The 14,682-nt window shown below is 44.3% G+C and carries 9 protein-coding genes, 1 tRNA gene and 3 rRNA genes; 10 read left to right on the top strand and 3 right to left on the bottom strand.

Going from position 1 to position 14,682, the window contains the following annotated elements; all coding sequences use genetic code 11:
* The 6 genes from C9J48_RS04855 to mepA form a co-directional block, all read left to right on the top strand.
* A 23S ribosomal RNA gene (locus C9J48_RS04855) occupies positions 1–1,321 on the top strand; the annotation flags it as partial.
* Positions 1,322–1,445: 124 nt separating this feature from the next.
* Positions 1,446–1,561, top strand: a 5S ribosomal RNA gene (gene rrf / locus C9J48_RS04850).
* Positions 1,562–1,613: 52 nt separating this feature from the next.
* Positions 1,614–1,729, top strand: a 5S ribosomal RNA gene (gene rrf, locus C9J48_RS04845).
* A gap of 32 nt (positions 1,730–1,761) precedes the next feature.
* A tRNA-Asp gene (locus tag C9J48_RS04840) sits at positions 1,762–1,838 on the top strand.
* 455 nt (positions 1,839–2,293) lie between these two features.
* On the top strand, positions 2,294–3,274 hold the full coding sequence (locus C9J48_RS04835) for a sugar-binding transcriptional regulator (protein ID WP_006230763.1): 981 nt from the start codon (positions 2,294–2,296) through the stop codon (positions 3,272–3,274).
* A 152-nt stretch (positions 3,275–3,426) separates the two neighbouring features.
* Positions 3,427–4,242 (top strand): penicillin-insensitive murein endopeptidase, encoded by an 816-nt coding sequence (mepA, locus tag C9J48_RS04830; protein ID WP_006230764.1) that lies wholly within the window; start codon positions 3,427–3,429, stop codon positions 4,240–4,242.
* A gap of 52 nt (positions 4,243–4,294) precedes the next feature.
* Here the strand turns inward: mepA and C9J48_RS04825 are convergent, their stop codons facing one another.
* The 3 genes from C9J48_RS04825 to rdgC form a co-directional block, all read right to left on the bottom strand.
* On the bottom strand, positions 4,295–4,549 hold the full coding sequence (locus C9J48_RS04825) for a YfhL family 4Fe-4S dicluster ferredoxin (protein ID WP_006230765.1): 255 nt from the start codon (positions 4,547–4,549) through the stop codon (positions 4,295–4,297).
* Between the two features lie 4 nt (positions 4,550–4,553).
* Complete coding sequence (trhP, locus tag C9J48_RS04820) at positions 4,554–5,960, bottom strand: prephenate-dependent tRNA uridine(34) hydroxylase TrhP (RefSeq protein ID WP_006230766.1); 1,407 nt, start codon at positions 5,958–5,960, stop codon at positions 4,554–4,556.
* 222 nt (positions 5,961–6,182) lie between these two features.
* A complete protein-coding gene (gene rdgC / locus C9J48_RS04815) occupies positions 6,183–7,094 on the bottom strand; it encodes a recombination-associated protein RdgC (RefSeq protein WP_181320798.1) in 912 nt (303 codons plus the stop codon).
* A gap of 157 nt (positions 7,095–7,251) precedes the next feature.
* Between rdgC and C9J48_RS04810 the strand changes: the two genes are divergently transcribed.
* From C9J48_RS04810 to phoR, 4 genes are all read left to right on the top strand, one after another.
* Positions 7,252–8,517 carry an exonuclease SbcCD subunit D C-terminal domain-containing protein gene (locus tag C9J48_RS04810; RefSeq protein WP_006230768.1) on the top strand — a complete coding sequence of 422 codons (1,266 nt, stop codon included), beginning with the start codon at positions 7,252–7,254 and terminating at the stop codon, positions 8,515–8,517.
* Positions 8,517–12,287, top strand: coding sequence for an AAA family ATPase (locus C9J48_RS04805; RefSeq protein WP_006230769.1), 3,771 nt, complete (start codon positions 8,517–8,519; stop codon positions 12,285–12,287). Before C9J48_RS04810 ends, C9J48_RS04805 begins: the two co-directional genes overlap by 1 nt.
* Positions 12,288–12,454: 167 nt before the next feature.
* On the top strand, positions 12,455–13,144 hold the full coding sequence (phoB, locus tag C9J48_RS04800; RefSeq protein WP_006230770.1) for a phosphate regulon transcriptional regulator PhoB: 690 nt from the start codon (positions 12,455–12,457) through the stop codon (positions 13,142–13,144).
* Positions 13,145–13,298: 154 nt separating this feature from the next.
* Complete coding sequence (gene phoR / locus C9J48_RS04795) at positions 13,299–14,603, top strand: phosphate regulon sensor histidine kinase PhoR (RefSeq protein WP_006230771.1); 1,305 nt, start codon at positions 13,299–13,301, stop codon at positions 14,601–14,603.
* The last annotated feature ends 79 nt before the right edge of the window (positions 14,604–14,682 follow it).

Raw genomic sequence — 14,682 nt, 5'->3', positions numbered from 1 at the left:
ATAGGTTATAAGTAATCGTACTCCAAACCGACACAGGTGATCAGGTAGAGAATACCAAGGCGCTTGAGAGAACTCGGGTGAAGGAACTAGGCAAAATGGTACCGTAACTTCGGGAGAAGGTACGCTCCTGGCGGTGATGAGACTTGCTCTCTAAGCTGCTGGGAGTCGCAGATACCAGGTGGCTGCAACTGTTTATTAAAAACACAGCACTGTGCAAAATCGAAAGATGACGTATACGGTGTGACGCCTGCCCGGTGCCGGAAGGTTAATTGATGGGGTTAGACGCAAGTCGAAGCTCTTGATCGAAGCCCCGGTAAACGGCGGCCGTAACTATAACGGTCCTAAGGTAGCGAAATTCCTTGTCGGGTAAGTTCCGACCTGCACGAATGGCGTAATGATGGCCACGCTGTCTCCACCCGAGACTCAGTGAAATTGAAATCGCAGTGAAGATGCTGTGTACCCGCGGCTAGACGGAAAGACCCCGTGAACCTTTACTACAGCTTGGCACTGAACATTGACCCTACATGTGTAGGATAGGTGGGAGACTATGAAATACGGGCGCTAGTTCGTATGGAGTCGTCCTTGAAATACCACCCTTGTATGCTTGATGTTCTAACGTTGGCCCCTTATCGGGGTTGCGGACAGTGCCTGGTGGGTAGTTTGACTGGGGCGGTCTCCTCCCAAAGAGTAACGGAGGAGCACGAAGGTGGGCTAATCACGGTCGGACATCGTGAGGTTAGTGCAATGGCATAAGCCCGCTTGACTGCGAGAATGACAATTCGAGCAGGTGCGAAAGCAGGTCATAGTGATCCGGTGGTTCTGAATGGAAGGGCCATCGCTCAACGGATAAAAGGTACTCCGGGGATAACAGGCTGATACCGCCCAAGAGTTCATATCGACGGCGGTGTTTGGCACCTCGATGTCGGCTCATCACATCCTGGGGCTGAAGTCGGTCCCAAGGGTATGGCTGTTCGCCATTTAAAGTGGTACGCGAGCTGGGTTTAGAACGTCGTGAGACAGTTCGGTCCCTATCTGCCGTGGGCGTTGGATGATTGAAGGGGGCTGCTCCTAGTACGAGAGGACCGGAGTGGACGAACCTCTGGTGTTCGGGTTGTTACGCCAGTAGCATTGCCCGGTAGCTAAGTTCGGAATCGATAACCGCTGAAAGCATCTAAGCGGGAAGCGAGCCCTGAGATGAGTCATCCCTGATACTATAAGTATCCTAAAGGGTTGTTGAAGACTACGACGTTGATAGGCAGGGTGTGTAAGTGCTGTGAGGCATTGAGCTAACCTGTACTAATTGCCCGTGAGGCTTAACCATACAACACCCAAGGGGTTTTTTACGGACTCCACGAACACTTGAATGGTGTTTGAGAACAGATTGTAAACTAGTTAGATTTTCCAAGATTGCTATTGCCAGCGAATGCTGACAATAAAAGAATTTGTCTGGCGACCATAGCGCTGTGGCTCCACCTGATCCCATGCCGAACTCAGAAGTGAAACGCAGTTGCGCCGATGGTAGTGTGGGGTCTCCCCATGTGAGAGTAGGGCATCGCCAGGCGCCCAATTTTAAGTTTGTGTTAGTAATAACGTGAACTGTGTAAAAGAATTTACTTGGCGACAGTAGCACTATAGAACCACCTGATCCCATGCCGAACTCAGAAGTGAAATATAGTTGCGCCGATGGTAGTGTGGGGTCTCCCCATGTGAGAGTAGGTCATTGCCAAGTTCCAAATTGCTTAAATGCTGAATAGACACTGCGGAGTGGTAGTTCAGTTGGTTAGAATACCGGCCTGTCACGCCGGGGGTCGCGGGTTCGAGTCCCGTCCACTCCGCCATTATTGAAGAAGCCCTAATCGAAAGATTAGGGCTTTTTTACGTCTATAGAAAATGGAAATTAGAACTAAATAGACACTGCGAAGTGGTAGCTCAGTTGGTTAGCTTTTTATACCGTCCTCAATAATTTCTTGTTCATTCCGATCAATCTTTCCTACGTAATTCATGACTGTTAGCTGTCTGGCTTGATAATATATAGCTCTAGAGTTCCAATGCTCTAAAAGCTGCACAACCTATAATATCAAGTAAATCAATATCTTAATTATTTATTTTAAATGAAAATAACCTCTAGTGATTTTGGTTGTCTTTTGGGTGTGCGTACTGGAAAAAGCTGTTCGGGATTAGTGGTCGACAAAGTCTGTAATGAATACATAGCTTTACTATCCAATTAACGGCACGCATATAGTAATATTGTTGGTAATGAATGCGCTGAATAGCAGCTAGGAAGGATCGTACGATGAGTGCAAATACCAATGATAGCCCACATGTTGATAGTGACTTATTGACCGAGATTGCTATCGCTTATTATCAAGATGGTGCGACTCAAGAAGAGATATCAAAAAAATTTGGTATGTCACGTGCCAAAGTGGGTCGTCTGCTTCGTCGTGCTCGAGAAGAAGGTGTGGTCGAAATTACTGTTAAATATCATCCTGTTTTTAGCGAAAAACTCGAACAACAACTTATTGAACGTTTTAATCTAAAGCGCGCATTGATTGCACTTGATCAGCCTGATGATGAGGCGCAACGTCAACAGGTTGCCAGTCTGGTTTCTAGCTATTTAGCCACGATCTTAACGGATGAAATGGTAGTGACGGTTGGGCAGGGGCGAAATATAGCTTCGATTGCTAGCCATGTTGGTGTTGTTCCTCATAAGAAATGCCGCTTTGTGAGTGGTATCGGTGGCACTCACCGTTCGGGTAATGCGATTAATGCTGACCATATTTGTCGATTACTGGCGAAGAAATATGATGGCATTAGTGAAACCTTGTATGCGCCAGCCTACGTTGAAGATATTAGAGTAAAAGAAGCCTTCATGAAAAATGGCACTGTAAAAGAAACATTAGACCGTGCTCGTCGGGCTGATGTTGCTTTAGTTGGGGTTGGTGATATGAATGAAAACAGCCACATGGTTAAGCTGGGTTGGTTCACGCCGCAAGAAATTGTAGAAGCACGTATTCGAAAGGGTGTTGTTGGCGATATTGCTGGTTATGATTTTTTTGATAGCCAAGGAAACCAAGCTGATACCATGATGAGTGATCGAGTGATTGGTTTGAGTATGGAAGAGCTGCGACATATACCAACAGTGGTTGTTTCGGCTGCTGAAAACAGTAAAGCATTAGCGTTGCTAGGCGCATTACGATCGGGTGTTGTTGATGTTGTCGCGACCAGCGTAAGTAATGCACTGACAATATTAAATCTTGATCAGCAAATGAAGTAGCCACATCTATCTATCACGCTAATAAATAATAAAAGCAGTCTACGGGCTGTTTTTTATTCCTATGCAACAGTGAGAGTGCGCTATGATTTCAATAATGGATTTAATAACAATATTGGGATGGTACTGTGAATAGAATACTTTTTCTTACTGTCATGCTGATGAGTTACAGCTTATCGACTTCTGCCACACCTTGGGAAAAAGTAAAAGTACCAAGCAATGGAACATCAAACTCTATTGGTTCATACAGCAATGGTTGCCTCGCTGGCGGTGAAACGTTACCGCTAGAAGGGGAAGGGTATCAGGTTATTCGTTCACAACGAGGCCGTTATTATGGTCATCGTGAAATGATTCAGTTCTTAAAAGAATTATCGTCAGATGCGCAAAAATTACGCCTTGGTAATATGTTAGTTGGCGATATATCAATGCCACGTGGTGGGCGGTTTTCATCGGGGCATGCTAGCCACCAGACAGGGCTTGATGCTGATATTTGGTTAAAGATGACTGATGCTCCATTGGCAAAAAAAAGTTTAGTAGAAGTACAGCCGCTTCCGATGGTACATATTAAAGATTATAAAATTAATAATGAAAACTGGAGTAACAAACAAGCCTTGTTAATTCAATTAGCGGCAACTGATGATCGAGTTGCGCGTATTTTTGTGCATCCGGTGATTAAAGAACAACTGTGTAAATCGGAATGGCAAAATCGTGACTGGTTAAGAAAAGTACGGCCTTGGTGGGGGCATTATTATCACTTTCACGTGCGTTTAAGTTGCCCTGATGGCAGCACTAACTGTAAAGCACAAAATCCACCTCCTCCAGGAGATGGCTGCGGGGCTGAACTAGCATCTTGGAAGCCACAAAAGAAAGTAAAACAGACTGCTCAGAATAAGAAAAAAGAAACAAAGCCAAAGAAAAAGAAGCAAATGAAAATACCGCCGCCTCAATGTTTAGCATTAATTCAATCGTGATTGATATTTGAATTCTTAGATATAAAAAAAGCGCCCTTAGGCGCTTTTTTCGTTATGTCAAACCTTGTAAGGTGACAAACTTTTCAAGCAGTTCATCTTCGGTTTCGACATTATCGGGGTCGATGATAATACATTTTGTAATAGGACAAACAGACTGACACGTTGGTTTGTCGTAATGGCCTATACATTCAGTGCAACGGGCAGGATCTATTTCATAGAACTCTTCGCCCATGGTGATCGCTTCGTTTGGACACTCAGGATCACACATATCGCAGTTGATGCATTTATCATTAATGAGCAATGCCATCGAATTATTTACCGTCTACAGAACCGTGAGGGCTACGAGTATCTTGACCGTTACTTAGGTTACGCATTAGTAGGCCGTACTCTAAGTCCATGTCAGCAGGTACTGGGATAAACATAAAGTGGCCATTACCTTTTGCATCATCAACAGATTCTGACTTGCGGTTTTCCATCATTTCAAGCGTGAAAACAACGTTACCTTGTGGTGTCATTACTTCAAGGCTATCGCCGACCAAGAATTTATTCTTCACATCAACTTCTGCAAGATCGCCACGTCGCTTACCTGTGAATTCACCCACAAATTGTTGAGTATCAGAAATTGAGTAACCGTACTCGTAGTTCTGGTATGCATCATGTGTGTGACGGCGTAAGAAACCTTCGGTGTAACCACGGTGAGCAAGGCTTTCTAGTGTACCCATTAGGCTTTCATCAAATGGTTTGCCAGCTACAGCATCATCAATTGCTTTACGGTATACCTGAGCGGTACGCGCACAGTAGTAGAAAGATTTAGTACGACCTTCAATTTTTAATGAGTGTACACCCATCTTCGTTAGACGCTCTACATGCTGGATAGCACGTAGGTCTTTCGAGTTCATAATGTAAGTGCCGTGCTCATCTTCAAAAGCAGCCATTTTTTCTTCAGGACGGTGAGATTCAGAAAGTAGAATCACTTCGTCTGTTGGCTTACCAAGGCCAAGAGTGTTGTCAGGGCGAGCTTCTTGAACTTCCACTTCCTGAACATTAACACCAGTATCTGCAGGGTTAGCTTCAACAATTTGACCGTTTTCGTCTTCTTTTGCTGCTTCTGCTTTGTATTCCCAACGACAAGCGTTAGTACAAGTACCCTGGTTCGGGTCACGTTTGTTCATGTAACCAGATAGAAGACAGCGGCCAGAGTAAGCCATGCAAAGTGCACCATGAACAAAAATTTCTAATTCTGTTTCTGGGCAGTTTTCGCGAATTTCTTCGATTTCTTCTAGCGATAGTTCACGAGAAAGAATGACACGCTCAACACCTTGGGTAGACCAAAATTTAACGGTTGCCCAGTTAACGGCGTTCGCTTGCACTGATAGGTGAATAACCACTTCAGGGAAGTTTTCACGTACCATCATGATAAGACCTGGATCAGACATGATTAAGGCGTCTGGGCCCATTTCAACGATAGGTTTAAGATCGCGAATGAAGGTCTTTAATTTTGAGTTATGTGGCTGAATGTTACATACCACGTATAGCTTTTTGCCTTGTGCATGTGCTTCGTCGATACCAATCTTAAGGTTCTCGTGATTGAACTCGTTGTTACGAACACGAAGGCTATAACGTGGTTGGCCAGCATAGACGGCATCTGCACCGTACGCAAAAGCGTAGCGCATGTTTTTAAGGCTGCCCGCAGGGGATAACAATTCAGGTTTAAACATATCTCAAATTCTCGTTGTCTGATTGCAAATCAGGCCGCAATCACCTAGTGATGCGGAAGGAGCGCGGATTTTACTGTGATCGGTGCCTCATAGCAATTATCAGGCAAAAAAAGTGGTTATTCAGGTATGCAAAAACAGGATGAATCTGGAAAGTGGGGATAACAGATGCAAAAAAGAGCGCCGAAGCGCTCTTTTTAATGTTTGACTGGCTATAAAGAAGGATTAACCTTTTTCTTCTAAACCACCCAACACTTCAAATACGTTTGGTAAGAATACCGAGAATTCACCACACATGAGTGATAAGTCTGCATCAATACGAGCAGCCATATCTTCACGGTCGATATCCTCGTTTTGATCTTTGATCTCATCAGAGAACTTCAGACGTTTAACGCTTAAATCATCTGCAAGAATGAAATCAATACGATCTTGCCAGTTAAGCGAAAGCTTCGTTACCAGCTTATCTGCTTCAATGTGTGCCAGAATTTCGTCACAACTTAGATCTTGTTGCTTGCAGCGGATAACGCCACCTTCTTCAAGAATAGCTTTAAATTCAGCTTCTTCACCAATAGTGAAGCCTGTTGGTGAGGTATTTGAACGTACCCATTCTGTCATTGTCAGTTCTGCAGGCTTTTCTGGAGTTACAGGTACAACTGGCAATGAACCGATAGATTTACGCAATAGTGCCAGTAAATCTTCAGCTTTCTTGTAGCTACCCGCATCAACCACAATGTAGCCTTGTTTCGGCATGATAAGTGCGTAAGTTTGCTGATGACGGCTGAATGCGCGTGGTAAAAGATCCATCACGATGTCGTCTTTAATTGAGTCTTTTTCGCTTTTCTTCAGCTTACGACCCAGCTCTTGTTCCTGCATTTCTACTTTTGCATTAAGCGATTCCTTAATGACAGAAGAAGGCAGCATTTTTTCTTCTTTACGTACGCAAACAAGAATGTTGTCACCGACGACGTGAGTGAACATATCACCGTGCTTACCTAGCGCATGTACCCAGCCAAACTTTTGGATGTCTTGGCTACCACAAGGTGTGAAGCGGAATTCTTCCAACTGTTTTTCGATCTGCTCAGGGTTTAAGTCGATTTCACGGGTAAAGCGATAGGTCAGTATGTTTTTAAACCACATCATGGTAGTTACAAATCCTAGGGTTGTGCATTTGAGGCTTAATACTATTGTATTGCTGCGGTTTTGTCGCAATTTTTCTGATGAGGATTTGCGTGGATATTACGATTTGTAGGGTACAATCGAGGAAGTTTTTCTTGGCTTGCGCATACATATCATAATGAAAATTCTTCACACATCAGATTGGCATCTCGGACACCAGCTACATGGTTATAGTCGTGATTATGAACATCAAACTTTTTTAGATTGGTTAGCCGATACCTTAGAACAGCAACAGATTGATGCCTTGCTGGTTGCAGGCGATATTTTTGATACCGCGAATCCTCCTGCTAGTGCGTGGCGCATGCTGTATCGATTTCTTGCGCGTGTCGCGAAAAGTTTGCCAAACCTTGATGTAGTGATGATAGGGGGAAATCATGACTCCCCAAGTAAGTTAGATGCCCCGCATGAATTATTGAAAGCTTTTGATTTGCATATGGTGGGCGGTATTCACCGTGATGAAAGTGGACAGCTTGATCACGATCGCATGTTGATTCCGATTACGAACAAACAAGGTGAGCAAGCTGCTTGGGTATTAGCCGTGCCTTTTTTACGCAGCGCCGATTTGCGTACTGAAGATCTTGATGAAGATGATGATCGTCTGATTAAAGGCGTAGAAACCTTATATGGCGAAATGACAGAGGCTGCTCGTGCGTTACAGACAGAACAGCAAGCATTGATCGGTATGGGGCATGCGTATATGGCGTCTGGCAAATTATCTGAAATGTCGGAACGTCGTGTTTTGGGTGGTAATCAACATGCCTTACCTGCATCCATATTTGCTGACGATATAACCTATGTTGCTCTCGGACATTTGCATTTAGCCCAGCGAGTGGCCAAGAAAGAACATGTTCGTTATTGCGGTTCGCCAATTCCGCTATCAATGTCTGAACGTAATTATGCCCACCAAGCGGTTATTGTTGAACTCGATGGTAAAGCCGTCAGCCAAATTGAGTCGATAACGATTCCTCGTACCGTTGATATGTTGAAAGTTCCATCATCGCCGGCTCCACTCGATCAAGTGTTGGAAGCGCTTGAAGCGCTATCGGTTGATGAGATACCCCGTGAGCAACAACCATTTTTAGAAGTGCACGTACTGCTTGATAAACCCCAAGCATTATTGCGAGAAAAAGTATTGCAAGCCATCGATAGTAAAGCTGTGCGATTAGCTAAAATTACCCCGCATTATCAGCAACAAGAGCAACAAGATTCGTTAAATCATCGACGTTTATCAGATGTTTCACCCGAGCAAGTGTTCGCCTTAAGTTGGGCGAAGAAATATCAAGGTGATCCAGATGAAGCGATGGCATCTGCTTTCGAACAGTTATTGATTCAAGTTGAAGATGCCCAAGATGGTGATGCAGTGCGTAGTGAAGGTGGTAAATAATGAAAATTTTAGCATTACGAGGTGAGAACCTTGCCAGCTTGCAAAGTAAATTTGAGATCGATTTTGCGGGTGGTCGTCTAGGTGAGGCGGGTTTATTTGCAATAACGGGAAAAACCGGTGCAGGTAAATCGACCTTATTAGATGCGATTTGCCTAGCGTTATACGATCGTATTCCTCGTCTGCAATCGAATAAAAAAAATGATGCTGAAATTGGACGTGATAGCGATGAAAATCGAATTAAAGCGAACGATGTAAGAAGCATTTTATCTCGCGGCAAAGCAGAGGCATTTACCGAAGTTGATTTTGTTGCCAACGACGGTAGCCATTGGCGATCGCATTGGCATGTTCGTCGTGCTCGTGGGCGTGCTGAAGGGCGAGTTCAAGCTGCAGAACAATGGCTTGAAAACCTCGATACTGGGCAGCGTTTTGCGGGTAAGAAGCAAGAACTACAAGCTGAAATTGAACGCTTGATCGGCTTAACCTTCGAACAGTTTCGTCGTGCGGTGATGTTACCGCAAGGGGAGTTTGCCGCGTTCTTAAAAGCGGGGGCTGATGATCGAGCTGCACTGCTAGAACGTATGACGGGCGGTGAAATATACGGCCAGTTGTCTGTGGCAGCTTATGAGCGTGCCCGCGTTGAAAAGCAGACATTAACTCAGCTGCAAGATAAATTGGGTGATATTGCTTTGTTATCGGACGATGAAAAGCAATTACTAAGCACCCAATGTGAGCAACTAAAGGAACAAGTGAAGCAATTAGATGCTCAGCTAAACGAATTTAAACAACACCAACAAACACTAAAAACTGAGTCAGTGTTAGCAGCACGTGTGGCTGAAACGCAGCAAAAGTGCATAGAAGCTCAACAGCAAAAAGAGCTGGCTCTGCCGCGTTACGAGCAATTAACGTTAATTGACAAAGTACAGCCGGCACATCGCGATTTTTCTTTGCTTCAACAAGTCAGCTCACAGCTGGCTAAGATTGAACAAGCACTGGTACTGACAGAAACTCGGTTAGTAACAGAGCAACAAAAGTGTGCAGATGCTGATTTACAGGCAAAGCAAGCGACAGAGGCGTTGGCTCAGCTTGACCAAGAGTGGCAACAATTAGAGCCCAAAATAAAAGAAGCTGCAAAGTGGGACCTGCAAGCCGATGGTTTGCGTATTCAATTAGCCGAACAGGAAAATGTTTTACAGCAAAACAGCGTTACCGTTACAGAACAGCAGCAGCACCTTCAGGTAATCCAACAGCAACAGCAGGTGCAGCAGCAACGTCAGCAGCAATTGTCGGCTGATCTTGAGCAAAGCCAGTCATTCAAAGGTGTGGCTGAGCATTATGCATCTGTTGAAGATAACCTACAGCAATATTTAGCGGCACACCGCGCTTACTCGGTACTGCGTAAAGAAAAGCTGCAAATAGAATTTGAACAAGACAATAATCAGCAGCAGCGGGTAGTACTAGAGCAGCAAGTACAAACACTGCAAATTAATAAATCGAATTGTGAAGCGCAAAGCAAAACGCTTGATCTTGAACAGTTAGAGCAACAGCAAACGCAAGAGCGCGCACAGTACGCAGAAAAGCAGCAACATCGCGATGTATTGCGTCAGGCTATTTCGGGAACCAAGGAATGGGTATTGCTGCTAGTTCAAGCAGGCAAGTTACAAACAGATCAGCATGAATTACAGGGTGTGTTAGCGCAATCAGAGCAACGTCTAACGGTATTGCAGCCAGAACTTGATATTCTTTCGGTTCAGCAGAAAGAAGTTGAATACATGCTGCAGCAAAGTCGCGCTGTCATGAATCTGGGTGATTACCGCAATGAATTAAAAGATGAAGAAGCTTGTCCGTTGTGTGGTTCGCTTGAGCATCCTTATGCGAGCAGCAACCCCGTTGTTGATGGGTTATTACAAAGCCAACAACAACGCTTACAAATGCTGACTAAGCAACTGCAAGATGGTGATGTTGAGCGACGCCAGCTTCAGCAATCATTACCTAGAGATCAGCAACGTTTGGTCTTGCTCAATACTGAATTTCAGCAGCTTAATATTCGTATTGAGCAGCTATACACGCAGTATGAAAGCATATTTTTCGCAGTAAATAGTGCTGAAGTAATACAGCCACAAGCTGCTCTTCAAACACTCAACCAGCAATTGCTCCAATGGCAGCAAGACGTTGAACAGGCTGACAATGATCTAAAAAAACTACAGCAAAGTGGTGAACAACGTCAGCAGCAAATCTTGCTGGGGCGTCAGTTGCACACTCAGCTACAACAGCTTCAACAGGATGAGTCGAAGTTAACCAAGCAGCTTCATGAATTAGCGCAAGCCACTATGCAATGGCAAGAGCGTCTTAAATCACTTGAAAAGCAAAGCGCAACTCAAGAGGCAATACGCACATCACGCTCGAATACACTGAATGAGCAATACACCAGCAACGTGTGGCTTGAGCAATTAAAAGTACAAGGTGAAGAAGGATTCTTCCAGCAGCTTAATCTGGATGTTCAACAGTTTATGGCTAACCAACGTGACTTACTGGCAAGTGAAAAGTTACAGGCAGAGCTTGCACCTAAGATCGCAGAGGCAGAAACGTTACTGCAAAATACGCAAAAGCAATGTTCAACCACGGGTGAAAAAGTCGCGTTACTGAAAAAAGACATTCAACAAACTTGGCTACAACGCGTAGAGGTTATTGGCGAAAATAATCTACAGCAAGTAGAGCAGCAACATAAACAAGCGTTAAAGCAACAACAAGAGGCGATAACCCAAATACAAGCCGTCCAGCGCCAGTCTGGCGAAGCACAAGCAGCCGCAGATGCCGCATTGAAAAGTGCCCAACAGCAACAAATAGAGACGCAGAAAGAACAGCAAAAAGCAGTAACTCGTTGGAATGAGTGGCAGCAAAAACTGGCGTTAACCGAACAACAGCTTACGGCATTACTGAGTAAAGAGGATGCATGGTTAGCCCAAGAACGTGACGATCTAAAGTTGATTGAACAAGCGCTATCTTCCGCGTTAACGGTGTTAGTGGAACGCGAACAAGCGGTTATTGAGCATCAAGCATTAGCGGCTTTATCACATCAGTGGCTAGTACAGCATGAGCTGGCAGAAGACAGTGAGCAACAAGCTGAATTAGTTGCTGATTGGAACCAGCAAAAAAGTGCATTGGATGAGCAAGTCTTCCAACATCGTCAGCAATTAGAGTTGGCGAAACAAGCTGAGTTACAATCGGGTGAATTGACTCAACAGTTAATAAAACAGCAAACGCAAACTGAATTATGGCTACAAATGAATGAGTTGATTGGTTCGGCTACCGGTAATAAGTTCCGTACCTTGGCACAAGGTTTAACATTGCAACAATTGGTGATTTTAGCCAATGAGCATTTGCAAGATTTAGCCCCTCGTTATGCTTTACAACCCGTACCGGGCAGCCCGTTAGCACTGCAAGTGATCGACCATGATATGGGGGATGAAGTACGCAGTGTTGAATCGTTATCGGGTGGTGAAAGCTTCTTAGTGTCTCTTTCTTTGGCGTTGGCACTTGCCTCGTTGGCTGCGGATACGCGTCAGCTAGGTTCTTTGTTTATAGATGAAGGCTTCGGCACATTAGATCCTGATAGTTTAGAGATGGCATTAGCTTGTCTTGATGCATTGCAGGCGGATGGGCGTCAGATTGGGGTGATTTCACACGTAGGCACATTGGTTGAACGTATCGGTGTACAAGTTGCGGTAGAAGCGGTGGGTGGCGGTCGTAGCCAAGTATCGATTAAAGGATAAACATAAGTAATTGAATACAGATGAAGTGTCATTAACACAATAAGATACTAGATGCATTGCACTTGGAAAAACACTTGGTTACGTTTTTATCGCCAAGAGTCACAAAAGTGTCATACTTAACACACATAATGACGCTCAAATACAGCAACTACTAGGTAAGTATCACTATGGTAAGAAGGATTCTTGTTGTAGAAGACGAAGCACCAATCCGCGAGATGTTGTGTTTTGTTCTAGAACAAAAAGGCTATCAACCAATTGAAGCCGAAGATTATGATGATGCATTAGAAAAAATTTGTGAACCTTATCCCGAATTGATTCTAATGGATTGGATGTTACCGGGTGGCTCAGGCATTAACCTGATTAAGCACCTAAAGCGTGATGAACTAACGCGTCAGATCCCTGTAGTAATGTTAACTGCACGTGGTGAAGAAGAAGATAAAGTGCGTGGCCTTGAAGTGGGTGCTGATGATTACATCACCAAACCATTTTCACCGAAAGAGCTAATGGCACGTCTTAAAGCAGTAATGCGTCGTGTATCACCTACGTCATTGGATGATGTTATTGATGTACAAGGTTTAAAGTTAGATCCTGTGTCGCACCGTGTAACAACTAATGATGAACCATTAGATATGGGACCAACAGAGTTTAAGATGCTGCATTTCTTTATGACACACCAAGAGCGTGTATATAGTCGTGAGCAGTTGTTGAACAATGTGTGGGGCACTAACGTGTATGTTGAAGACCGCACGGTTGATGTACACATTCGTCGTTTACGTAAAGCGCTTGAAGCGGGCGGACACGATAAAATGGTACAAACAGTGCGTGGTGCGGGTTACCGATTCTCGACACGTATGTAATGGTATGATTGTTTAGAGCAAGATCTGTTTAGCTTAAACAGTGCCTATCAACAGTAAAGTATGATCTCTGTTGCCACACGGTGAATGAGAGAACAGAAGTATATTGAAAAGCGATGAAGGGACGAAAGCGAGTCTTCATTGATATGGAGTTTGAATGGTTGAGCGGTTGTCGTGGAAAAAGCTGGTTTGGGAACTGGCATTTTTTTACTTTCCTTGGGTAATTCTCGGTTTAGTGTTTGGCTATTTGCCGTGGTTCTTATTGGTTGCAACCTGGATTCAGTTAATCTGGCACTTTCATAATCAATTGAAGATGTCTGACTGGCTATGGAAAGAGCGTAGCCTGACTCCCCCTTCTGGTTCTGGTAGCTGGGAACCGCTTTTTAATGGCATGTATCGTTTGCAGCAGCGTAATCGCCGTCGTCGTCGAGAACTTGCCACATTAATTCGCCGCTTCCGAAATGGTGCGGAATCCCTGCCAGATGCCGTTGTTGTTTTTAGAAGCGAAGGCAATATTGTTTGGTGTAATAAACTGGCACAGCATTTATTGGGTTTACGCTGGCCGGATGATGCTGGCCAGCCGATCAGTAATCTATTACGTAGCCCTGATTTTGTTCGCTATATAGCCAAGCAAGAATTTGAGTATCCGTTAGAAATCACTTCACCGCTAAATTATGACCGTACATTAGAGCTGCGTATCATGCGTTATACCGAAGGTGAATACCTGATGGTTGTGCGTGATGTTTCTCAATTGAAGCAGTTAGAAGGTATGCGTCGTAACTTCTTTGCTAATGTATCCCATGAATTACGCACCCCTATGACGGTGCTGCAAGGTTACCTGGAAATGTCGAAAGACCCAGAGATGCTAGCGGGGCCAATGTGGGGTAAAGCACACGGTGTAATGACCGAGCAACTTGTTCGTATGAACTCTTTAGTCGAGCAGTTGTTAACTCTCTCTAAGATTGAAGCGGCGCCGACTATTGAGTTGGAAGAAATCGTTAATATACCTGCCATGCTCGACATTCTTGAGAAAGAGGCCATCTCGTTAAGTGGTGATAAAAATCAACACTTAACGTTTGATGTTGACGCATCATTAAATGTCTTTGGTGATGAAGATCAGTTACGCAGTGCCGTGTCTAACTTGGTATATAATGCCGTTAAACACACTCCTAGCGATGCCAATATTACAGTGCGATGGTACCTTTCAGCTGGTGGCCCAAGGTTAGAAGTAACTGATAGTGGTGAAGGTATTGGACCGCAACATATTCACCGCTTAACTGAGCGTTTTTATCGAGTTGATAAAGCGCGTTCACGTGAAACTGGTGGTAGTGGGTTAGGTCTAGCTATTGTGAAGCATGCGCTGAGCCACCACGATTCACAACTTGAGATTGAAAGTGAGTTAGATAAAGGCAGTACCTTTTCTTTCACCTTGCCTCAACGGTTAGTGGCACAAGCAGCATAATCGCGACGCTAACAAAGCTTAATCAATAGCGACCATAGACGGTCGCTTTTGCCGTTTTATTTTTGGCTGAATGTATAAG

This window comes from Photobacterium profundum (genome assembly GCF_003026285.1).
GTDB classification, from domain to species: Bacteria; Pseudomonadota; Gammaproteobacteria; order Enterobacterales; family Vibrionaceae; genus Photobacterium; species Photobacterium profundum.
Note: the sequence above shows the minus strand (reverse complement) of the source record. Positions and strands in the feature narration are given on the sequence as shown.